Source organism: Shewanella sp. UCD-KL12, from assembly GCF_001957125.1.
In the GTDB taxonomy this organism is placed as follows: domain Bacteria; phylum Pseudomonadota; class Gammaproteobacteria; order Enterobacterales; family Shewanellaceae; genus Shewanella.
Genome location: NZ_MPHJ01000006.1, coordinates 65,482 through 88,730 on the forward strand (window position 1 = coordinate 65,482; position 23,249 = coordinate 88,730).

The window sequence follows — 23,249 nt, forward strand, 5'->3', positions numbered from 1 at the left end:
TCATTGCACTCCAGTCACAGCTAAGGAGTTTATATGATTGTAAAAGTCAGCCCTAAAGGAAGCATGGATCAGCTTTCGCAACTTGAAGTCGACCGTCTGAAACAAAGTTCAAAAAGTGAACTTTACCAACTTTACCGCAGCTGCTCCCTCGCAGTACTGGCCTCAGGGCTTCAAAGTGATAATGCGGAAAACCTTTTCGAACAATTCACTGATTTTAATATTAAAGTACTACGCCGCGAGCGAGGCATTAAGATTGAACTCTCCAATCCACCAGAAGCCGCTTTTGTTGACGGAAAAATAATTCGTGGCCTTCAGGAACACCTTTTCGCAGTGCTAAGAGATATCGTCTACATCAGTGATAAATACGATAATCTCAAACATATTAACCTGACAAACTCGAGCCATATCACCAATGTCGTCTTCGATATATTACGTAATGGTCATGTGATCCCCCTTGAAGAGCCTTGTATTGTTGTCTGTTGGGGCGGCCACAGTATTAACAGTACTGAGTATCAATATACTCGAGAAGTAGGCTATGAATTGGGACTAAGAGAGCTCAATATCTGTACCGGTTGTGGGCCCGGCGCGATGGAAGGCCCAATGAAAGGTGCCACTATAGGTCATGCTAAACAACGTATCAGCCAAGCTCGATATATTGGTTTGACTGAGCCCAGTATTATTGCTGCTGAGCCGCCAAACCAGATAGTCAACGAGCTTGTTATTCTGCCTGATATTGAAAAACGTTTAGAAGCCTTTGTACGCTTAGGCCATGGTATTGTTATTTTCCCAGGTGGTGCAGGCACGGCAGAGGAGCTGCTCTACCTATTAGGGATATTACTCAATAAAGAAAATGAAGCGATCCCCTTTCCTCTCGTCTTAACAGGGCCTAAGGAGAGTGCTGAATACTTTACAAAAATCGATGAGTTTATTGGTGCTACTTTAGGCCAAGAAGCTCAAGATAAGTATGAAATTATCATCGACGACCCAGTTCGCGTCGCTCGAGTCATGAGCCATGGCATCGATGTGATCAAGGACTACCGGAAGACAACAGGTGATTCTTATCAATATAACTGGTCATTGAAAATCGAACCTGAATTTCAACTGCCTTTTAATCCAACACATGAGATGATGAGTAGTCTCAATTTACATTTTCAGGACAACAAAGCCGAGCTTGCTGCTAACTTGCGTAAAGCCTTCTCAGGAATTGTTGCTGGCAATGTAAAAATGGAAACAATCAAAAGCGTAAAGCAACATGGGCCATTTGAGATTAAGGGAGACCCTGATTTGATGGCTATGATGGATAAGCTCTTAAGTGCTTTTGTTAAACAACAAAGAATGAAGTTACCAGGCAGTGAATATACGCCCTGTTATAAAATAGACAATTAAGCTCAACCTTCTACTATCAGAGACCCCTTGTTGGTCTCTGATGGTCTTTCTATCACCATTACATAAAATTAAAAAAACAATAAACCTGATGAACACATTTTTGATTATTGACGGCCTTAATTTGGTACGTCGTATCCATGCAGCTCAGCCTAATGAAGATGATATTTCAGGGCTTGATGTGAGAGTCTCTTCGGCTTGTAAAAAACTACTGCAATACCATCAGCCGACTCACGCAGCAATTGTTTGGGATGGCGATGAGATCTCATGGCGAAAAACACTATTTGAAGATTATAAGAAGGGCCGTAAACCTATGCCCCAAGCGCTATCTCGCTACCTACCAGAGCTTAAAATTAAACTCACTGAGATAGATATCAACTCACTTGATGCAGACTCTGAAGCCGACGATGTTATTGCTACACTGGCGACTAAACTGGCTATCAGTGGCGGCCAAGCTATCATAGTCTCAACCGACAAAGGCTTTACTCAACTCAATCACCCCAATATAAAAAGATGGGATCACTTCAATCAGTCATATCTCACTATTGAAGAGAGAGAGAGTAAGCTGGGTGTACAGCATTCTCAGTTTATTGATTACTTAGCCTTAGCTGGAGACAGTGGTAATAAAATCCCTGGCGTACCAGGAATAGGGCCAAAGTCAGCAATTGAACTGTTAAAGATATTTCGCTCCCTTGCCAATATATATAGCTCAATTGACAAGGTAGGTGCTAAGCAAGCAAAGAAGCTCGAGTCAGGTAAGCAGATGGCTCGCTTAAGCTACAAATTAGTGCAGCTACAAACGGATATGCCTCTTAAAGCAAATTTGAGTCAGTTTCGATTACCTGTGTAGTTAAGTACTTTGACACAAAATGTAAACATTAAGTTGCCTTGTTAATATTTACCCTTGGGCGTTAATTGAGTATCTTATGTATCAATGCTGATACAACTTATATACGTCCATTCAGTTTTCAAGGATTAAAACACAGATGAAATCTAAAGTTCCTGTCATTATAGGCTCAATTTTTGCTGCTTATACCGCTTTTGTCGCGGTAGTGGTTCTTGTTTATGAGCCAACCCCAGATGAGATGCACTGGGAAGATAGGCAGGTATTTAACAACTCAAAACTAGCAGATCTAACCATAGGGCTTAACATATCGGATATAAAGCTACTGATGGGAAAAGCTGACTTCTCAGAGGCAAAAATCACTGGGGATGATGCACTTCAGGTGCTCTTTTACCGTACTCACCATGCAAAATCAGATGGTGAAACAACCAGAGATGAATGTACCCCTCTTCTTTTTAAGAACCAAAAGCTTATTGCTTGGGGAGCTGATACCTACGACCAATACTTATCAGCATCTATAGGGAGTTAACCTTAGCGGTTAACACATGGTCTTGCCATTTCCCTGCAATCTTTAAGTAAGATTTGGCAACGCCCTCTTTTTCAAACCCAAGCGTTTGTAACAACTTACCGCTTCGCGTTTTTGCAGGCATATAGTTCGCCATGATTCGATGCAGCTTTAACTCATCAAACATATAATCGATTCCAGCGTGTAATATCTCATGCATCAAGCCCTGCCCCTGATACTTTTCAGCAACAGAGTAACCTAAATGACATGCCTGAAAAGGCCCCCTAACAATATTAGTAAAGTTGCACACTCCAATAATCTCAGCAAAATCAGGATCATCATTTATCGGTAGGGCCACAAAGTGTACCGCATCACCTTGAACAAACTGCTCATTACTCGCTTGCAAGCGTTTCCTCATGGAAGACTCAGTAAAGTATTCACTCTCTTACGGGCTCCCATGGAGAAAGGTGTTCACTGTTCGAGAGATAATAATCCTGTAGGCGTTGATAATCATAATGCTGCAACAGGGTGATCAAGCATCTCTTAGTGCGTATTTGAGGTACTTTCAAGTTCCGTAAGGTATTCCCCATATCTATTATTTACCGCCAGCAAGGTCAATAAAGCTGCCTGTCACATAAGAAGCTTCATCAGATAGCAGCCAAGCGATTGCTGCTGCAACCTCCTCAGGCTCCCCGCCTCGCCCCATGGGGATAGTTGGCGCTAAACGTTTGACTCTTTCAGGCTCTCCACCATCGGCATGCATTGAGGTGTTAATAAAACCAGGTCTAACACCATTCACCCGAATGCTGTCATTGGCAACCTCAATAGATAAACCTGTAGTTAGCGTATCAACCGCCCCTTTTGATGCTGCATAATCGACATATTCTCCCGGAGCCCCCACTCTAGACGCAGCAGATGACACATTGACGATAGCCCCTCCATAGCCCCCAGAGTTAATCGACATTCGTCTCACCGCCTCACGGCAACATAAGAAGTAACTCGTGACATTGGTGGTTAAGACTTTATTGATACGCTCAGCTGTCATATCAACCACTTTCATTTGTGGTTTTAATATTCCCGCATTATTCACTAAAGCCGTGATACGCCCAAGCCCCTTATCTAAGTCATCAAACATGCCAATAACTTGCTTCTCACTCGAAACATCAGCCTGCAGCGCGATGGCTTCGAAGCCTGAGTCTTGTAACTCCTTCACGAGGCTCTCAGCAGCAGCCTGATTTTGCTTGTAATTTACAGCAACGGCATAACCATGATTTGCCAAGTATCGCGCTGTTGCAGCGCCTATGCCACGACCACCACCAGTGACTAAAGCTACTTTTTTCATATTTACTCCTTAGAGATCACAGTAAAGTCGAGATGAAAACCTCTCAATAAATGAAGCTGCCCCCCAAACTCGGGACACAATCAAAACACTGACTGATAGTGTTCAACATCGGGAAAAGGGTCATAGAAATGATGCAGTAATGCACGCCACTCTTGGTACTCTGGTGATTTTCTAAAACCCTGGGTATGATCTTCAATAGACTGCCAATTTACGAGTAAGATATAGCGATTATCCCTCTCAACACATTTTTGGAGTTGATGAGAAAGGTAACCATCCATACTTGAAATAATCGATTGAGCTTGCTCAAAAGCGACTTCAAACGCCTTACTTTGCCCATGCCTCACATTTAAGATTGCAACTTCCAATATCATATTAATATTCCATACTTATTATGCGAAAGCAGAGCCAGCTGTTTACCTAAAACTAGAATCAGCTATATCCAACGCCTAACTCGCTGTAGATACTCCCGATACTCATCACCAAACTTTGCCGTTAAATAACGCTCTTCAGGCCGGATTGCTAAACAGTAAACAACTATGCAAGATGGCAGAGCACTAAGCAATAACCAGATATGGCTGAAAAATAATCCTAAGCCGATAGTCACTGTGCAAAAAGCCAAATAGATGGGGTTTCTTGAATAAGCGTAGAGGCCAGAGGTTATAATTGATGAAGTCGGCTTCCACGGCTCAATATTGGTTTTTACTCGCCTAAACTGTATGGCTAAATACAGTAAGGTCGCTATCCCCGCAATGATTAATCCTCCCCCCAAAACAACAATCAACCTTGGTAGTACCATATTAAGTGGCAGCAACAGTTCAATGGCGACAGCAAGCAACATAAAGCTAATAAAAATTAATGGTGGAGGTACACGCACTCCAGCACCTTTGTCATCGTTCATTTTAATGTCCTAATTTTAGTCGACCGAAGCGTTACAGGTTAAAAGCGCCCTTTATGCCTTCAACTGCCATCTGAGTACCAATAACGGCTAAAATCAGCCCCATCATACGAGTAATAGCCCCTAAAGCGGCACTACCTAAAAAGCCCACTAACTTTCCACCAGAAATAAAGAACCCGTAAGTAATGGCACAAAGCAGACCAAAAGCCCCGATAGTAATTAGCATCTCCTCTATGCCTCCGCCTGCTGAAAAACTCATCGCCGTCGCTATCGTCCCAGGGCCTGCAAGAATAGGGAGGGCTAAAGGGGACACGGCAATGCTCAATGCCGCTTCACGGGCCAATGCTTTATCGGTGGCATTTTGTTTGCTTTCAGCCAATTGCTGATGATCGGGATGGTGCACACTTGAGTTGTTACCTTGAAGCATATGAAAGCCAATCAAGAAAACCAATAGGCCACCAGTGATCCTGAATGCTGACAATGAGATACCAAACAAAGTAAAAATATACTGCCCCGTTAACGAGAATAACGTGATGATAATAAACGCCAACAGCAAGGCTCGAAATGCGATAGCTTTGGTGGTTGCTTCATCCTCTTCTGAGGTCAAGCCTAAAAAAATCGGTACGTTCGCAATAGGGTTCATAATGGCAAAGAACCCCATAAAAACTGTGCCCATGTGTAGCCAGAGTCCATCCATATATCTATCTCCTTAAGGTTTTTGGCAAAAAGCCGAGTCAAAACTCGGCTTTTACTTTTGATCACGAAACAATATAGCAGGCTAATCAGTCTGCTTTTTTATACTCAGTATAAGCTTCACCTTGAGTTAACCAACTTGGGGCTGGTTTTCCTTTAAGGTAATGCTCAAAATACTCCATCATGCGAATACTGTAATCTAGTTTGTTAGGGTACTTCTTCAGGTGATGTGGCTCATCTTGATACTGTAAGAAGACCACATCTTTCCCTGCACGGCGCATTGCCAAATATAATTCAATACCTTGCTCCCACGGCACTGCATCGTCTTTATCACCAAACATAATCATCATAGGAGTCTTGATACGCTCGGCATAAAATATTGGTGAGTTCTCTATATATTTCTGTGGTGAGCGAAACAGGCTTTCGCCGATGCGGCTCTGGCCTGTTTCATACTGGAACTGACGCGCTAAACCACTACCATGACGGATACCGCTATAGGCACTTGTCATATTAGATACTGGCGCGCCGGTGACAGCAGCTTTAAAGATATGTGTTTGCGTGACAGCAAATGCCGTTTGATAGCCTCCCCAAGAGTGACCTTGGATACCAATAGCATCAGGATCTGCAACACCCATCTCAATCAGCTTCTGTACTCCAGAGGTCAAAGCCTGCACTGAACTTGCGCCAGGGTACCCAACTTCAAAGCGGATATCGGGAAGGAAAATGGCATAACCGTTATCAGCAAACCAAGCAAAATTGGGTCTATGGTTAATCTTCATCTGTGGAAACGCATGTAACCTATCGCTCATAAAGCGATAAAAGTACACAAGAACTGGGTAGCGCTGACCTTCAACATAGTTAGTTGGCTTAATCAGTACCCCGTCGAGTGGTTGACCGTCACCATTTGTCCAGTGAACTAACTCAGACTCACTCCAGTTATATTGGCGCTTTTGAGCATCTAAATCTGTTTGCTTAGTCGCTTTTTCTGGTGCTGAATAATCTGCAGTATAGATATCAGGGAACAGGTCATAACGCTCTTTAGTGAACGCTATCGTTTGTGCATCCTTACTGCGGGCAACAGGCTTAATTTTATAGTCCCCCTCCATTAAGGTAGCGACACCCGACACACCTATTTTTGAACGGTAAAAGCCATCACCCTTAGTTTTTTCGTTATAGCCATGAAGTAAAACTTGCTGATCATGCGCTAGCACATCTGGATGATTCTTATCCTCTACTAGACCCGTTACACGATATTGAATACCTTGCTTACGCCCTTTGCCTGCAGTAAGTTTAAATGCTTCGTGAGACTCAGTATTAACCTGCCAAATATCATATTTATCATAAACTAAGAAACCAGCATCATCGGCAAGCCAAGGACCAAAGCCATAGCCTGGAGCATTTGATGGGTAATCATGATCTTCATTGGCAAATGATACCTTCAGCGCTTGGGTAATATTTGTACGTCTATCTTCCGAGATTTGATAGAGATACACATTACCTTGCTGATAATAGGTAACGAATCGCTCCTTTGGCGAAAGAATAGGATCTTCACTGCTCGGTTGCTGAGTTAAAACCGGTATTTTACGCCCAGTATTAAGATCAATCAGATAGTAATCACGATAAAAACCAGCCCACGTGATCATTTTACGGTAAGGGATATCAGAGCTGGCGAGTACAAAACGAGTTTGCTCTTGCAGTTCAACATCAGGCACACTTTCATCTGCAAGCTGAACTAAATTATTGCCACTTAGATGTAAAACAGCAAGATAAGTGCGCTTTTGCTCTTTCTCATACTGCTTTATTTCATTGGGCTTAATACGCGCGTCATCACCATGCCAAATGCGAAGTTTGCGTTGGCCAGTTACGATTGACTCATCAAACAGGTCAGCTTGCTTCTCAATTTTAGCCAGCTCAACTTGTTGGCTAACGTGGGGAACGCGCCCAAAGAACAATCGCTGGCTATCTTCAGAAAACCTTAACTCTGTATATCGGTTTAATTTCCACTCTTTAGATGTCGGTGTGGCCTTAACATCTGACGTTGCTATATTAAAAAGTGATAACTGGTAGACACGCCCATAGGGAGGGATTTCGGCGTCACCATGAGTAAATGCGATATATTTGCCATCATCACTCAAAGAGACATCACCAATTTGCTGGTTGCTGTATTGACGTACGATCTCTTTACTATTGTCAGTCAGGTTAAATAAAACCAGTTGATGAACTTTAGTTTTACTACTATTACTTGCTACAACAAGATGTTTTCCACTTCTATCAAAGTAATAGTCAGTGACATTGGCAACTTTTTGAGCGCTAGCATTTTTTAAAGACACCAGTTCAAAAGGTGTACCTTTATCAAACTTATCAACTTTTATCTCTTTATCGCTATCGGCTTTAGCTGCATCGCCTTTTTTAGCAGACTTATCTTCATCAGCTTCATACCAGATCGCGAGGTAGCTACTCGTGTCATTGAACTCAAATTCTTTCACCCGCTCAAAACGGGTCTCTTTGCCCGATACAGTATCAAGCAACACCATCCCTGCTTTCAGCTTCTTTTTCTCTTTCTTAGAAGCCTTCTCAAGCTCAAGTAGAGGTGTTTTTACGCTAAAGGCAACAAAACGACCATCAGCGCTAATTTTTGGCTTTGAGGCCCCTTCAAGGTTAAAGGTTTTAGATGAGTCCAGTAGTTTGACTAAACCATGACTATCCCCCCTATCTGGCGACACCTCTACAGCTAACGTCGTACCTGAGTCAGACACAATAGGTTTTTTCAAAGATTCAAAATGCATGATCTCATTTGGGGTTATGGGATCAATCGTTGAGGCCGCATATGTGCTAGCAGAGAGTAAACTCGTCGATATAAATATCAAAGATGCAATTGGTAATGACTTCAAGGTCTTCCTCATTTCTTATTTTAATATTTTGTTAACTGTTTTCTATTCGTTTTCTTAAGCATTTTTCTGATTTTATTAGACTAAAGTAGTCTTTTTTAACCTTAAACGATCAATCATCGTCATAAGCCCTATTTATTGCAAGTAACACTACCGAAAAAAATGTGAGATTGCTCACTATTTCCTGTGAAAAATGTATAAAGTTGTTTAAAATAAAGAAGTGAACAATAAGAAATAATTCCAAGTCGTAGTGTCACCCTAATTTGCGGTGATCAGACAGTAGCAGTAACGACCAACCGTGGAAGGACTCTCCATGTCAAAAAGAATGATAACCGTGATCCCTGGTGATGGGATTGGACCAAGTATTATCGATGCAGCAATAAAGATCCTTGATAAAGCAGGTTGTGATTTCGATTACGAATTTGCCGACGCCGGTTTAACTGCACTAGAAAAGCATGGGGAACTACTCCCTCAGCGCACACTCGATATGATCGAGAAAAATGGCATTACTCTGAAAGGCCCATTAACGACTCCCGTTGGTGAAGGCTTTACATCAATTAATGTTACCTTACGTAAGAAATTCAGTCTTTATGCCAACATCCGCCCAGTTGTTTCTTTTAAAGGAACTCAGGCGCGTTATGAAGATATCGATATCATTACTGTTCGTGAGAACACTGAGGGCATGTACTCAGGTCTTGGGCAGACTTTATCTGAAGATGGCGCAACAGCTGAAGCGACGAGTATCATCACTCGTCAAGGCGCAGAGCAGATCACGACGTTTGCTTACGAGCTTGCACGTAAAGAAAACCGCAAGAAAGTCACTATCGTACACAAAGCTAACATCATGAAGTCAACTTCAGGTCTATTCCTGAAAGTAGCCCGTGAAGTCAGCAAGCGTTACCCAGACATCACCACTGAAGAGATGATTGTCGATGCAACGTGTATGAAGCTGGTTATGAATCCAGAGATCTTCGACGTGATTGTTACTACAAACTTATTTGGTGACATCCTTTCAGATCTTTGTGCTGGTTTAGTTGGCGGCCTAGGTATGGCACCTGGTGCTAACATAGGTAAAGATGCGGCAATTTTTGAAGCGGTTCACGGCAGCGCACCTGATATTGCTGGTAAAAACTTAGCAAACCCAACTTCGGTGATCTTAGCGTCAATCCAGATGCTGGAATACTTAGGTATGGCTGATAAAGCAGAGAACATTCGCAATGCAGTTTCCGCTGTAATCGCTGAAGGCGATCGCACTACGCGTGACTTAGGTGGTACTCATGGTACGACTGATTTCACTCAAGCTGTAATTGACCGTCTGTAAAAATAATCTCTACCTCGGCGTTATAACCGAGAAAGATTAATAAAAAATGCCTAGATTCTTCAATCTAGGCATTTTTCTTTTCAAAGTTCTAAAACTATTATACCAATCGGAATAAGAAAGTGGCCAGTTCAGAGTTATTTTTGGCGGCTTAATTCAAGGCGAATAAGTGAGGGAATGGTGATCCCTTTTGAGCTTATTCAACACAGAAGTAGGCTGCCAAAAAAACTCCTAGAAGGCGAGTTTTAGCACTTCTGATACTGCGTTAACGAGCTTAAACGTAGAATAACTATGTCTCTCACTCGTTGCCTTGTCTCACAAGCGCTAAACTCTCGCTAAATGGCCACATCTTTATACCGATTGGTATTACTTAGCTTGTGGCGGATTTAACCTTAAGTGAACTGTGACTTCATCGCGATCGTGATACAGGTGTTTGCATGACATCTCAAAATGGTTGATACCGTTTTCTTTCAAGATCTCTTCCATGGTCGCAAGAATCGTAGATACATCTTTATAACGGCTCTTCATCGGCAATTTAAGATTAAAAATAGCCTCTTTAAACCAACCATTGATCGCCCAAGCTTCAATAAGTTCAGCCACTCGAGATGGCTTTTCAATCATGTCACATACCAGCCAGTGAATATTTTTTCTAGGTGGTTCAAACCGAAAACCATCCGCCTGATAATGCTTAACTTGACCAGTCTCCATTAAGCTTTCAGCCATAGGCCCATTATCAACAGCTGCGACAAACATGCCTCGGCGAACAAGTTGATATGTCCAACCACCCGGACAAGCACCAAGATCGACAGAGTTCATGCCGCTACTCAAGCGCTCCTCCTGCTCCTCTTTTGGAATGAAGTGAATAAAAGCTTCATCGAGCTTAAGTGTTGATCGGCTTGGCGCATCAGCAGCCATTTTAAGCCTAGGGATCCCGCCATAGTATGGCGAACTATTGTTACTTAGTGAAAAACCAACATAGGCAGTTCCAGGCGCGACGAAGCACACATGAAGGATTGGGCGTCTAGGGTTTTCCTTTTCAAGCAAGGTACCGGCCTTTTTCAGCTTTTGACGCAATGGCACAGTAAACTTACGACAGAAGTTAGATAACTCCTTAGCTTCGTTAGTATCTGGCGTCTCAACCCTAAGCTCGCCCGCTTTATTCACTTCAGATAAAGCGTCTAATATAGGGCTAATTCTGTCCTGCTCTGGCAGATTCTTCAATATCGCTTTAGCCGCAAACATCTGTCGGGCAAATATCAATGAATCCAATTCAATTTTTTGTGCAAGAACACTGGCATCACCAGGCTGAAAACATTGAAAAATGACATAGGCATCATTATTGTTGGTTTTTACAAAACCACCAATATCGAGTTCAGCGGCCCGCTGTTGGATCTCTGCAGCACAATCTTTTTCATAGCCTGCACGGCAAAACAAAAATAGGTTAATCATCAAAATTCCTGACACTAGACGACGTTGAGACGTTCAACATCGGATGTTGCAAATACATAATTGGTAAAAAAATGGCGACCATCTTTATAATGGTCGCCATTCTACACTGTATGGTCATATTCAGCCAACAACGGCGTATATATGATAAAAAGCAGGGATCAAATTAATCGTCCAGCTCCACGACTCGGTTACGCCATACAGCTAATGCGATAAACAACCAGCCGATGAGGAAGCAAAAACCACCGATAGGTGTTATCGGCCCGGTCCATTTGGCGCCAATTAATGCATAAAGGTATAAAGAGCCCGAAAAGAACACGATACCGGCAATAAACAGGTAGCCAGCCCAAACCAGTAGTCTCGATGATATCCAATGACCAGCAAAGGCAACGGTGATCAATGCAAAGGTATGATAGAACTGATATTCCACACCTAAGTTAAAAATAGCAATCATCTCAGGTGTGGCAACCTGCTTTAACCCGTGTGCACCGAATGCACCAAAGGCCACCGAAATAAATCCACTGAGTGCAGCCAATAACAGAAAACCTTTATGCATCTAACCCCCGAATAAACTCTATACAATGTGACATAGCCAGTGCCAGATTAGCCTCTTGTGTTGTCCCTGACGACTTTCTCGGTTTAAAACTATGATCTCCGTCAGTCAACCAATGCAGCTTTACCTTATTCATTACAGGCCATAACTCAACCTGACCTTTAGCGCCAAACTTATCGCGCTCCCCCTGAATCACACATAGCGGAGCACGGCACGCTTCAATGGGTGCCAGCCTAGGCTCTCCACCTTTTAACGCAATAAAAGGATAGCCAAGACAGATCACAGCATCTACCTTTGTCTCTTCAGCAAGAATCGCCCCCATTCGCCCCCCCATCGACTTCCCCAATAAGATTATCCTCTTTGGTGAGTAGGCTTCTCTGATTGCCTTAATATGTATATTAAAGTCTTTAAGTATCTTAGGAGCACGATCTGGTGGACGACGCTTACCATCTATAGCGTTTGCTCTCATATAGGGAAAATTAAATCTCAAAACACCAATACCAAGATCGCCGCCCTTGGCCGCTAAACCTTTGGCCATCTCCTGCATAAAGTCACTATGCATATTCGCACCTGCACCATGGGTAAATATGATGAGCGTATCATGAGGCTTTCCATCGACAAGGCACTCACTCGGCAGTAAACCTTCATCCTCTAAGGGGGCATTAACCTGGAAGCAGCTCACTGCGAGACTCCTCTTCAAACATATCTAACATCCATTCTCTAAATGCTGCGATCTTACCGACCTCTGCATGGTTTTGTTGGCAAACAAGGTAATAGGCATCTTTGCTAACTAAGACCTCTTGGAACGGACACACGAGTCTCCCAGCCTTGATATCAGGCCTAGCTAATACGCTATAACCTAATGCAATACCCTGCCCATGTGCAGCCGCTTGTAATACAAGTGATGAATGACTAAATATGGGACCTTGATTCACATTAATATCATTAATCCCACAATGTCTAAACCACGCCTGCCAATCATGACGACTGGTATCATGTAAAAGAGTATGATTTCTAAGATCGCTTGGCTTTTCAAGTGGTTTAGGACCATTTAAAAGCAGCGGAGAACAAACAGGAATTAAGACCTCATTTCTCAGCTTATCAGCACGTAAACCCGCCCAGTTACCTTGGCCATAAAATATAGCGACATCGACATCATCGGCCAGAGCATCATCGTCATCATCAACCGCTTTAATTCTGACGTCGATATCTGGATTATTCTCACTAAACTTAGCCAGTCTTGGCACTAACCATTGAATAGCAAAACTTGGGGACATGCTTACGGTGAGTGAGCCAATCGCACTTCTGGCCAGTAACCTGTCAGTAGAATCTGCAAGCTGAACAAAAATATCTTTGATATCCAAAAAATAACCTTGCCCCTCCTCAGTTAATAACAAAGAACGGTTCTTACGACGAAACAACTTAAGGCTCAAATACTCCTCTAATGCCTTAATTTGATGGCTCACTGCGGCCTGGGTCACAAATAGTTCTTCGGCGGCTCGAGTAAAGCTAAGATGTCTGGCTGCGGCCTCAAATGCCTTAACAGCATTTAGTGGAGGTAATCGTCTTGACATAGTGATCCCGATCTCATTTTATGATTAGTTTTTCTAATCCTCATTGTTACATTTTATCGTTTGAAAAGGGAAGTGTTTTTGGTTAAATTTCACGCCATCGAAATGAATATAGTTAGACAGCCTCTACGACGTAACTGGGGAGTGTCTGACAACACGAAATATCCCCGCCTGGAGGCGACCGAATATGCTAAACCTTAAAACTGTTTTTGTACTTGCTTTCCTTTCAACTGCAACGACTGTCAGTGCTGATGAGCTTGTTATCGATACCACTGACCTACACGCCACTATCTCAGCTGAACTTGCTGAAGGCATGGAGTTAATGCATCAAAATCTAAATGAAGATTTGAATGCTATGTTAGTTGCTGAAGAAAAAACAGCTGAAACAACTGCTAACGTCAATCACGCAGAGTAAATCGCCTTACAGCTACTCACACTTAAGCTATTAACGTTTAAGTCATTAACATTAAGTGATTAGCATTTAGAGGATAAAGCCGCATTTATACTGAGTTAGTACTAACCAGTGATGCGGCTTTTTAGTTCCTACCACCATGTCACTCCCACTATATTTTCTCTCTTACTCACTCAACTTCCAAGTCTAGCGAGACTAAGTCCACTAAGTTATTAAGATTAAGTTATTAAGATTAAGTTATTAAGATACAGAGTTTAATCCATCCCGCTCTTTGATCTTAGCTAACGATAAAACCAGTCCAATCTAATAACACTAACAAAAAGCATTATCATTCTGAACAAAAATCAGGCAATGTAATACATCAATGCACATAAAAGCAGGCAGGGACCATGCCTCCAATCGATTACTTTAGTCGCCCATCTTTAATTAAAGAGACCGTCATTTTAGTTGTTTTTAACTTAGCAATGCTTATGCTTTTCATAAACATTGACATGCTTGAGTGGCTTTATCATCTATCAAGGGACCAAGAAGCGTGGGAATTAGATGAGCTTATTCCATTAGGGGTCAGTTTAACTGTCAGTTTGTTGCTCTTTAGTTACCGCCGCATTATAGAGCTAGGTGATGTTACCCAAGCATTCGAGCACCTTTCTATGCGAGATCCGCTTACAAACTTACTCAATAGACGCTCAGGGCAACTAAAGCTCAATAGCTATCATGACAAAGCCAAAGCTAACAATAATGTTTACAGCCTCATTGAGATTGATATAGATGACTTTAGAAGGGTCAACTCACTCTATGGCAATAGCATTGGTGATGAGATTTTAATCGCTGTTAGCCGCTATTTAGAACTACAGCTACCAAAAGAGAGTTTACTGGTACGCTGGGTCGACGACCGCTTTTTAATTTTCATCCCAGATATTGCTAATCAAACCCTATCTCTTCCTGAGACTATCTGTAACGCTTTAAGCCAACAGTTACTGGGGAGCTCGTTTCCTATTACATGTAGCATTGGTTTCACGATATGGGAGAGTAACGAGAGTGTAGAGATAGCTTTAGCCAATGTAGAGGAAGCCTTAATAGAAGCAAAGCAGGCAGGAAAGAATAGAGTGAAGCGTTATCTAGCACCAGATAAGTCACACTTCAGCCCACACTTATGTCGTTCCTTATAACCGGTATAACAACCTGATGTAGAGCAGCCAAACTCTGAGTGTTTAGATTTAGGGCTGAAAGTAAAGAATCCACCTTCTGAAGCAGGTGGCTTTGTATTAGCCCCCTATAAGGGAGCTTTAGCTACCGTGCATCTGCAAGTCGCCGTAAATATATCCCTATAGGCTCTACTAAATCACTGACCGCTATGGATGGCAGGGAATGCAGGTAAATGAATGGAACAGTTCCAGCACTGATTTAGAAGCTTGCACTGCACTACTCGCTAAACCTCTGCACGACATCTGGCATAAAAAGGCTATACCTGAATGAACTTATAAGCTGTGTAGCCCATAGAAACAATGATCGACTCTCACCAGATGGTCTCACTTTAACAAGATACTTTCAGGCAAAGCCTAATTGATGATAACCACCTACTGAAGTCGGTGGTTTAGGGCTGAAAACAAAAAACCGCATTTAAATGCGGTTTTTTATTAATAAGTATCGTGACTTAACACTAAGTTCTACTATGGACGGTAGACCTTTACATTTTCATAGCCCTGCTCCTGAAGATAGAGCGCCTGTAGTTTGCTCATGACACCACGGTCACAATACAACAGATAGGTCTTATCTTTAGCAAGATCGGCAAATTGAGTCGCTAGCTTAAAGAAAGGGATAGTTTTAACTTCAACGCCATCAACACTCAGAGGATCACGCTCCTCCTCTTCAGGTGATCTAACATCGATAATCACTTCGTTACTGTCGATAACATCAACGGTTTCTGTTGAAGCGATTTGTTTATCTACACTCTTGGCAATCTCACGGATATCAATTACCTCTGCCGCTTCGATAACACGGTCAATCAGATCTTCAGAGAACTTCTCCTCCTCAGATTCAACTTTAGATAATACCGCTTTTACCGTTGGTTTTTGAGAGATCACACCACAATACTCAGGAATCGACTTAGCAAAGTCTTCAGTACCAATTTCTCGGCTGATATTGATAATATCTTGCTTATCCATAGCAATTAACGGACGAAGGATTAGTTGGTCTGTGCAACGGTCAATGACATTAAGGTTTGTCAAAGTCTGACTAGAAACCTGTCCCATAGCCTCACCCGTTACCAGTGCTTGAATACCCATTTTTCTAGCAACTTTGGCAGCTGCACGCATCATCATACGCTTGAGGATAACCCCCATCTGGCCATTATCAATTCTCTCAAGGATCTCAGTGACGACAGGATCGAATGGCACAGAGACAAACTTCACCTTGTGAGATTCACCATACTTCTGCCACAGGTGGTAAGCCACCTGCTTAACACCTATCTCGTGCTGATCGCCACCTAAGTTAAAGAAGCAATAGTGGGTTCTTGAACCACGCTTGATAAATTGGTAACTCGACACGCCAGAGTCAAAGCCACCGGAGATCAGTGACAGAACATCTTCTTGTGTTGCCATAGGGAAGCCGCCTAGGCCTTGAATGCGATTAACGACTAGATAAAGGTTTTCTCTATCAATCTCTAAGTTAATCGTCATATCAGGGTTTTTAAGCTTAACCCCTTTAGCTTCAGTAAACTGATTTAAGCCGCCACCAACATAACGCTCAACTTCAATAGATTTAAACTCATGCTTACCCGCTCTTTTGACTCGCACACAGAAAGTCTTACCTGCCAGTTCATCTTTATACAGGGCTAAGGTCTGTTGATAAATATCATCGACCGACTCAAAGGTACTTTCATTCACTTGCAAAACATGTGCGATCCCAGGAATACACGCCAGACGCTCAGCAAAAGCCTCAACTAAGTCAGGTCTATCGTTTGGCACCATAACCATGATTTTATCCCAATCACGCTTAACCTTCGCAGATTCATCAACTTTTTTAAGTACATTGCGAATATTGGTTTCAAGCATCTTGGTAAAACGCATTCTTACCGGTTTGCTTTTCATCATGATTTCAGGGAACAGTTTTACGATAAATTTCATCAGGGTCTTCCGGGGGGTAAAGCCATTAAATAATATTGGGCGGTATTATACCAAGAAGCGACAAAGATTGCCTACGTTGAATTGATTTATCCCATAACACTACATAGATAAAAAAAGGAGATGCATGGCACCTCCTCTGTTAGATTTAAAGAGCGATACTCTAAGGTCCGACCAAAATCTCATCAGACTCTTTTGGCTTACCTTGCTCTATAGCTATCTCCACGCGACGATTACGCGCACGATTGCCTGCAGAATCATTATCAACAAGTGGGTCAGAGTTAGCCATACCGACCACTTTCATTCTCTGCTGATCGAAGCCCCTGACTCGAATGAGTTCATGAGCCACAGCAACGGCGCGTTTGCTAGAGAGATCCCAATTAGAACTGTACAGTTCATTACTGATATTCATATCATCAGTATGTCCTGACACAGTCACAATACCTGGTACATCTTTTAACAGCTCACCGACCCGACGAATAACAGGCTTGAACCTTGGCTGCAGAAAACCTGAGCCCGATGAGAACGCCCCTTTTTCACGAATTCGAATAATGATCTGCTGTCCTAAAGACTCGATTTCAATAGCACCATCAACAATCTCTTTATTGAGCTCTTGGGCCATCTTCTTCACTTGATCATTAATATTCTCTTGAGCTGCAGCCTCAGCTTCAGACTCCTCTTTGGCTTTAGCCTCTGACTCTGACTCGGACTTAGACTCAGATTTTGCGTCATCTTGTTGCTGTGCAGTAGATGATGCCTCACCACCACGTTGCTCACCACGCTGCTGCTGAACACCACCTGCGCTGTCATCCTCGCCAGCCTGGTACTCAATCGTTTGTTCAGTCATCTCATTAGTTTGTTGGTTAATAATCTCAATAGGCGTAGGCTCTGGTCGCCCAGGTCTAAACTCTAATGCTATGACCGAAGTCCCCTTAGGGATATCTTTTACCTCTACCTTATTTTGCACACCAAAAGCATATTTCATTGAGCCTGCGATCTGCTTAAACTTCATTACATCCATCTCTGAGAAAGCCAGCAAGAGTACGAAAAAGCACATCAACAGCGACATAAGATCGGCAAACGTTGCTAGCCACAAGGGGGCGCCGGGTGGTGGACAGTCACACTTAACCTTCTTCGCCATGGGATCACTCCCCGTCCGTCGTGTCTATTTGTCTTTGTTTTTCAGATAGGTAATTCTTCAGGAAGCCCTCAATGACCCTTGGGTTTTGTCCATCTTGAATGGCAAGAACCGCATCCATGATCAAGTTGCGGTTAAGCATCTCCTCTTTCATACGCAGCTCTAATTTACCCGCAATCGGAATGGCAATCATGTTGGCCACAACTGCGCCATATAAGGTCGTTAACAGTGCAACAGCCATCGCAGGCCCGATAGATTTAGGGTCATCCATATTTGATAACATGGCAACCAGTCCAATCAGGGTACCAATCATTCCCATCGCTGGCGCGACATCGCCTAGGGTCTGAAAAATGCTCACCCCAGCTTTATGGCGATCTTCGGTCAAGGCTATATCTTTCTCAAGCGCATCACGAACCACATCACCATCATGGCCATCAACCAACATATCGACCGCTTTTTGCATAAAACTATTGGTGATTTCGGCTTCTTCCAACGCTAAAAAGCCCCCTTTACGAGCGGCGTCGGCCATAGTCACTGACTGTTCAATTAATTCATCAGGCTTATCAATCTTAAACATAAAAGCTTTGACGCCAATTTTCATCGCCCCCAAAAATGACTTCAGGTTGAATTTCATCATGACCACGAAAAGGGAACCACAGAGCACAATTAATACAGAGGGAACATCGATGAAAATCGCAATACCACCACTACTGACCATTGCGCCAATAATAAATCCAAATGCACCGATAAGTCCGATCAGGGTTGCTAAATCCACAACTGCTCCTTAAATAAACTGATTCCTGAGTCACCTCAGATCAGTAAGAAATACTTTAAAAAATGCCATTCACTTTACGTAATAGTGAACTTATATACTTTCTTCTTGTAGCTAACCTACCTTCTCTTTAGTCGAAAGCGTTCTGCTACAAATTTAATTTTAACGATTATCAGCAAAGCCGTCATTGCAAATCAGACATAATTCTAAATAATCATGACCTTAATAAACACTTCCCATGACTAAACGACGCTATTAGCCCTTATGACGAATGAAATCTCAGCAGAATTAAATTAATCAGCGTTCGCTGATATCACTCAGATAAAAAAATGCTCCACCTTACAATTATCGGACAGCTTACACGCAAGTTTAGCTTCAAATTCAATTTTTTATAAAAAAACCTCTGTAAAGCGTGCTATCGCACAAATATACAGCAGCGGGATTTGACCCTTGACGCCGCCTGAGATACCTTGTCTCTCGCTTATTTCTAGGAATCCTTGCCGTGGCTAAAAAACCTGAAAATCTCACTTTTGAAGAATCCCTTACAGAACTGGAACGTATAGTCTCAGATCTTGAACAGGGCGATGTTTCTCTCGATGATGCTTTAAAGCAGTTCGAAAGAGGCATAAAGCTTGTTCGAAATAGCCAAGGTAAGCTAGAACAAGCGCAACAAAAAGTGGCTATACTGATGCAAGAAGATGAAGCAGCCTCTTTAACTACATTTACACCTGAGGGCGAGTAAGTGTTAGCCGATACCATCACTCGATACCAGAAACGCGTTGATAACCAGTTAGAACAGGTCATTGATGCCCAAGCAGTCACTGATCCTAAGCTCATTGCAGCGATCAAACATGGCGCTCTTCTTGGTGGTAAACGAATCAGACCTTTTCTCGTGTACGCGATTGGGGAAATGCTCAACATTCCACTAGAGAAGCTTGATAGTTGTGCAGCTGCTATCGAATGTGTCCATGCTTACTCATTGATCCATGACGATCTACCCGCAATGGATGATGACGCATTACGCCGTGGTCAACCTACGGTACATATCGCATTTGATGAAGCAACGGCAATTTTGGCAGGCGATGCATTGCAAGCATTAGCATTTGAGATCCTCTGCCAACCTATCGAAGATATCGAGCCGCAGCAAAACCTCGCGATGGTTAGTGCACTGGCTAAAGCCTCTGGCTACTCAGGCATGTGTGGCGGACAGGCGATGGATCTAAGCGCCACCGACAAACAAATTGATTTAGCGACGTTAACTCGATTACATAATTTGAAAACGGGTGCCTTAATACGCTGCGCAGTCGAGTTACCTATGATTGCAGCCCAATTACCACAGGAAGAGCAAACAAGGCTCATGGAATTTGCTGACGCAATAGGATTAGCATTCCAGGTACAAGATGATGTTCTCGATATCACTTCGAGTACCGAAGAGCTTGGAAAACCTCAAGGTTCTGACTGTGATTCAAATAAAAGCACCTACCCTCAACTACTCGGATTAGCTGGCGCACAAGCCACTGCCACAAGTTTGATTGACGATGCTCTATCAGCGCTGACAAAATTACCATACAATAGTCAGTTAATCGCCCAATTCGCCCGATATATCATAGAGCGAAGAGTTTAATAAAAGAGACACGATATCTCGATGAGTTTGGACATTTCTAAATACCCTGTGCTTGCGCAGGCTAATACCCCAGATGAGCTAAGACAGCTCCCTCAAACCTTGCTGCCTAAACTGGCTGACGAGCTTAGAAGCTTTTTGCTTAAATCTGTCGGTAAATCTAGTGGTCACTTCGCCTCAGGACTTGGCACCGTTGAGCTAACGGTCGCGATTCATTACGTTTATAACACCCCATTCGATCGCCTTATCTGGGATGTAGGACATCAAGCCTACCCACATAAGATACTGACCGGACGTCGTGATAAAATGCATACCATTCGCCAAAAGGGAGGCATACACCCCTTCCCGTGGCGTGAAGAGAGTGAGTACGACACCTTCAGTGTAGGGCACTCAGGTACATCGGTCAGTGCCGCACTAGCGATGGCTGTTGCAGCAGAAAAAGAGCAAGCTGGACGTAAAGTCGTCTCTGTCATAGGTGATGGAGCCATGACAGGTGGTATGGTCTTTGAAGCCATGAACCATGCCGGTGACCTTCACAATGATATGTTAGTGATCCTCAATGATAATGAGATGTCTATCTCTGAAAATGTTGGTGCACTAAATAATCATCTTGCTCAGCTCATGTCTGGTCGTCTCTATACCACGATTAGAGAGAGCAGTAAGAAAGTACTAAAGGGTATGCCAACCATTAAAGAGATGGCCAAGCGTACCGAAGAACATTTAAAGGGCATGGTCGTACCTGGCACCATGTTTGAAGAGCTAGGCTTTAACTATATTGGCCCAATTGATGGCCATGATGTTGATGCTTTAGTTGAAACAATGCGTAACATGCGTAACCTTTCTGGCCCACAGATACTCCATATCATGACCAAGAAAGGCCGTGGTTATGAGCCTGCTGAAAAAGATCCTATTGGCTGGCATGCAGTACCCAAATTTGACCCTTCGACCTTCGAAAAGCCAGCGTCAAAGCCTGCAAACCCAACCTTCTCGCAAGTGTTCGGTAAATGGCTTTGCGATATCTCGCAGCAAGATGAAAAAGTACTGGGTATCACTCCTGCTATGCGAGAAGGCTCTGGCATGGTTGAGTTCTCACAGCGTTTTCCTAAACAGTATTTTGATGCCGCGATTGCTGAGCAGCATGCAGTGACTTTAGCAGCAGGTTTCGCCTGTGAAGGACTTAAGCCTGTCGTCGCCATCTATTCGACATTCCTGCAGCGCGCGTACGATCAACTCATTCACGATGTTGCTTTGCAAAAGCTACCTGTCCTGTTTGCCATCGATCGTGGTGGTATTGTTGGCGCCGATGGCCCGACGCACCAAGGCGCGTTTGACTTAAGCTTTATGCGTCATATTCCTAATATGGTTATCATGGCACCGAGTGACGAGAATGAGTGTCGTCAGATGCTCTATACCGGCTACTGCTATCAAGATGGGCCAACTGCAGTGCGATACCCAAGAGGTAGTGCTACAGGTGAGCTACAGATAGAAGAGATGACTGCATTACCTATCGGTAAAGGGCTAGTTAAGCGCCAAGGTAAAAAAATCGCCATACTCAACTTTGGCACACTGATGGCGAGCTCACTCACTGCAGCCGAAGCACTCGATGCTACTGTTGCAGATATGCGCTTCGTTAAGCCACTCGATGTTGAACTGATCACCCAGCTTGCGCAAAGCCATGATGTGTTAGTGACAGTAGAAGAAAATGCCGTTATGGGTGGCGCTGGGTCTGGTGTATTAGAGTTGCTACAAAAACTGAAGATCTTCACCCCAACGTTACAGATAGGCTTACCAGATGAGTTTATTAAACACGGTGATTCAAAAGAGATTTTAGCTGAGTTAAAGCTTGATAGTGCAGGGATTCAGCAACAGATAGAAGCGTACTTAAAGTAATACCAATCAGTAATTTCAAGTAATAAAAAAGACTGCCAAGGCAGTCTTTTTTATTACTGCTCGCAACTAGAAACTGAATTCTAGCTGCTAAAGCTTAAATTACGCTTGGGTATCAACAGAACCGCCGCCTTGAGACACCATGACCATGGCTGGGCGTAATAAGCGGTCATTTAAGATATAACCCTTCTGCATTACCATCATCACAGTATTTGCTGGGAACTCAGGGCTTGGCTGCATACCAATAGCTTGGTGGTGCTCAGGGTTAAACGCTTCGCCTATTGGATCGACGACTTTTAAGCCAAACTTATCTACTGTACCCACAAAGCTCTTAAGCGTTAGCTCAACACCTTCATAAATCGCTTTAGTCGCTTCAGCTTCTGCATCAGTCCCCTGCAGCGCGCGCTCCATGTTATCAATAACAGGTAAAAGCTCGTTAGCAAACTTTTCTAGCGCAAATTTATGTGCCTTCTCAACATCTTGTGCTGCACGGCGACGAATATTAGCTTCTGATGCAGCAGCGCGAGTCACTGAATCTTTCTGCTCTTCAACTTTAGCTTGAGACTCAGCTAGTGCCTGCTCTAATTCTTCAACACGGAAATTAGCCTGAGTTAACTCATCCATCAGGCTGGCTTCATCTGTTCTGACTTCACCTTCAACGCCACTAAGGATCTCGCCTTCAACAGCTACATCTACTTGTTCATGTTCCGCTTTGCTTGACTCGTTGCTCATTCTTACTCCAGCTAAAATGCTTTGTTTCTGCATGCTCTGGGCATATACTCAAATAAATTGAAAATGCTCGATCCCGCATGCCAAGTTGTCTGAACATATTATGGGGATCAAATTACCGGATTCAAGT

Annotated in this window: 23 protein-coding genes; 9 read left to right on the forward strand and 14 right to left on the reverse strand. The window is 43.1% G+C overall.

What is annotated here, in order from left to right; genetic code table 11:
• The first annotated feature begins 33 nt into the window (after positions 1–33).
• The 3 genes from ppnN (at position 34) to BM736_RS12560 (ending at position 2,756) form a co-directional block, all read left to right on the forward strand.
• Positions 34–1,386, forward strand: coding sequence for a nucleotide 5'-monophosphate nucleosidase PpnN (ppnN, locus tag BM736_RS12550; RefSeq protein WP_076412646.1), 1,353 nt, complete (start codon positions 34–36; stop codon positions 1,384–1,386).
• A gap of 88 nt (positions 1,387–1,474) precedes the next feature.
• Positions 1,475–2,233, forward strand: a complete 759-nt coding sequence (gene xni, locus BM736_RS12555; protein WP_076413016.1) for a flap endonuclease Xni — start codon at positions 1,475–1,477, stop codon at positions 2,231–2,233.
• A 136-nt stretch (positions 2,234–2,369) separates the two neighbouring features.
• Entirely contained in the window at positions 2,370–2,756 is a 387-nt protein-coding gene (locus BM736_RS12560; RefSeq protein ID WP_076412648.1) for a DUF3192 domain-containing protein, read from the forward strand.
• Here BM736_RS12560 and BM736_RS12565 read toward each other — a convergent pair.
• From BM736_RS12565 to BM736_RS12590, 6 genes are all read right to left on the reverse strand, one after another.
• Positions 2,743–3,150 (reverse strand): GNAT family N-acetyltransferase, encoded by a 408-nt coding sequence (locus BM736_RS12565; RefSeq protein ID WP_306170166.1) that lies wholly within the window; start codon positions 3,148–3,150, stop codon positions 2,743–2,745. The genes BM736_RS12560 and BM736_RS12565 overlap by 14 nt on opposite strands.
• 177 nt (positions 3,151–3,327) lie before the next feature.
• Positions 3,328–4,074 carry an SDR family oxidoreductase gene (locus tag BM736_RS12570; RefSeq protein WP_076412649.1) on the reverse strand — a complete coding sequence of 249 codons (747 nt, stop codon included), beginning with the start codon at positions 4,072–4,074 and terminating at the stop codon, positions 3,328–3,330.
• A gap of 80 nt (positions 4,075–4,154) precedes the next feature.
• Positions 4,155–4,445, reverse strand: coding sequence for an antibiotic biosynthesis monooxygenase (locus tag BM736_RS12575; protein WP_076412651.1), 291 nt, complete (start codon positions 4,443–4,445; stop codon positions 4,155–4,157).
• A 62-nt stretch (positions 4,446–4,507) separates the two neighbouring features.
• Positions 4,508–4,972: an isoprenylcysteine carboxylmethyltransferase family protein gene (locus tag BM736_RS12580; RefSeq protein ID WP_076412652.1), complete on the reverse strand. Its 465-nt coding sequence runs from the start codon at positions 4,970–4,972 to the stop codon at positions 4,508–4,510.
• 31 nt (positions 4,973–5,003) lie between these two features.
• Positions 5,004–5,666, reverse strand: coding sequence for a MarC family protein (locus BM736_RS12585; RefSeq protein WP_076412653.1), 663 nt, complete (start codon positions 5,664–5,666; stop codon positions 5,004–5,006).
• Positions 5,667–5,751: 85 nt separating this feature from the next.
• Complete coding sequence (locus BM736_RS12590; protein ID WP_076412655.1) at positions 5,752–8,553, reverse strand: prolyl oligopeptidase family serine peptidase; 2,802 nt, start codon at positions 8,551–8,553, stop codon at positions 5,752–5,754.
• A gap of 310 nt (positions 8,554–8,863) precedes the next feature.
• On the opposite strand from BM736_RS12590, the gene BM736_RS12595 reads away from it, so the two are divergent.
• A complete protein-coding gene (locus tag BM736_RS12595) occupies positions 8,864–9,871 on the forward strand; it encodes an isocitrate dehydrogenase (protein WP_076412656.1) in 1,008 nt (335 codons plus the stop codon).
• 363 nt (positions 9,872–10,234) lie between these two features.
• On the opposite strand, the gene rlmM is transcribed toward BM736_RS12595, so the two are convergent.
• The 4 genes from rlmM to BM736_RS12615 all read right to left on the reverse strand — a co-directional run bounded on the left by rlmM (position 10,235) and on the right by BM736_RS12615 (position 13,441).
• Positions 10,235–11,317 (reverse strand): 23S rRNA (cytidine(2498)-2'-O)-methyltransferase RlmM, encoded by a 1,083-nt coding sequence (gene rlmM / locus BM736_RS12600; protein ID WP_076412657.1) that lies wholly within the window; start codon positions 11,315–11,317, stop codon positions 10,235–10,237.
• A 163-nt stretch (positions 11,318–11,480) separates the two neighbouring features.
• On the reverse strand, positions 11,481–11,870 hold the full coding sequence (locus BM736_RS12605; protein ID WP_076412659.1) for a DUF423 domain-containing protein: 390 nt from the start codon (positions 11,868–11,870) through the stop codon (positions 11,481–11,483).
• Complete coding sequence (locus BM736_RS12610; protein ID WP_076412661.1) at positions 11,863–12,549, reverse strand: alpha/beta fold hydrolase; 687 nt, start codon at positions 12,547–12,549, stop codon at positions 11,863–11,865. Before BM736_RS12610 ends, BM736_RS12605 begins: the two co-directional genes overlap by 8 nt.
• The gene (locus BM736_RS12615; protein WP_076412663.1) at positions 12,530–13,441 is read right to left on the reverse strand and encodes a transcriptional regulator GcvA; all 912 of its coding nucleotides are present in this window, start codon (positions 13,439–13,441) and stop codon (positions 12,530–12,532) included. The genes BM736_RS12610 and BM736_RS12615 overlap by 20 nt, the downstream gene beginning before the upstream one ends.
• Before the next feature lie 184 nt (positions 13,442–13,625).
• Here BM736_RS12615 and BM736_RS12620 point away from each other — a divergent pair, with 184 nt between their 5' ends.
• Together BM736_RS12620 and BM736_RS12625 are read left to right on the forward strand one after the other, a co-directional pair.
• Positions 13,626–13,853, forward strand: coding sequence for a hypothetical protein (locus BM736_RS12620; RefSeq protein WP_076412665.1), 228 nt, complete (start codon positions 13,626–13,628; stop codon positions 13,851–13,853).
• A 386-nt stretch (positions 13,854–14,239) separates the two neighbouring features.
• Positions 14,240–15,019, forward strand: coding sequence for a GGDEF domain-containing protein (locus tag BM736_RS12625; protein ID WP_076412666.1), 780 nt, complete (start codon positions 14,240–14,242; stop codon positions 15,017–15,019).
• 501 nt (positions 15,020–15,520) lie between these two features.
• On the opposite strand, the gene thiI is transcribed toward BM736_RS12625, so the two are convergent.
• The 3 genes from thiI to pomA all read right to left on the reverse strand — a co-directional run bounded on the left by thiI (position 15,521) and on the right by pomA (position 18,885).
• Positions 15,521–16,975 (reverse strand): tRNA uracil 4-sulfurtransferase ThiI, encoded by a 1,455-nt coding sequence (gene thiI, locus BM736_RS12630; RefSeq protein ID WP_076412668.1) that lies wholly within the window; start codon positions 16,973–16,975, stop codon positions 15,521–15,523.
• A gap of 160 nt (positions 16,976–17,135) precedes the next feature.
• Positions 17,136–18,113 (reverse strand): flagellar motor protein MotB, encoded by a 978-nt coding sequence (locus tag BM736_RS12635; RefSeq protein WP_076412670.1) that lies wholly within the window; start codon positions 18,111–18,113, stop codon positions 17,136–17,138.
• A gap of 4 nt (positions 18,114–18,117) precedes the next feature.
• The gene (gene pomA / locus BM736_RS12640; RefSeq protein WP_076412672.1) at positions 18,118–18,885 is read right to left on the reverse strand and encodes a flagellar motor protein PomA; all 768 of its coding nucleotides are present in this window, start codon (positions 18,883–18,885) and stop codon (positions 18,118–18,120) included.
• Between the two features lie 499 nt (positions 18,886–19,384).
• On the opposite strand from pomA, the gene xseB reads away from it, so the two are divergent.
• The 3 genes from xseB to dxs are packed head-to-tail and all read left to right on the forward strand — an operon-like array spanning position 19,385 to position 22,393.
• Positions 19,385–19,624, forward strand: a complete 240-nt coding sequence (gene xseB / locus BM736_RS12645) for an exodeoxyribonuclease VII small subunit (RefSeq protein ID WP_076412674.1) — start codon at positions 19,385–19,387, stop codon at positions 19,622–19,624.
• Positions 19,625–20,506 (forward strand): (2E,6E)-farnesyl diphosphate synthase, encoded by an 882-nt coding sequence (gene ispA / locus BM736_RS12650; protein ID WP_076412676.1) that lies wholly within the window; start codon positions 19,625–19,627, stop codon positions 20,504–20,506.
• Between the two features lie 21 nt (positions 20,507–20,527).
• On the forward strand, positions 20,528–22,393 hold the full coding sequence (gene dxs / locus BM736_RS12655; RefSeq protein ID WP_076412678.1) for a 1-deoxy-D-xylulose-5-phosphate synthase: 1,866 nt from the start codon (positions 20,528–20,530) through the stop codon (positions 22,391–22,393).
• Between the two features lie 99 nt (positions 22,394–22,492).
• Here dxs and grpE read toward each other — a convergent pair whose 3' ends face one another.
• Complete coding sequence (grpE, locus tag BM736_RS12660) at positions 22,493–23,122, reverse strand: nucleotide exchange factor GrpE (RefSeq protein ID WP_076412680.1); 630 nt, start codon at positions 23,120–23,122, stop codon at positions 22,493–22,495.
• Between the last annotated feature and the right edge of the window lie 127 nt (positions 23,123–23,249).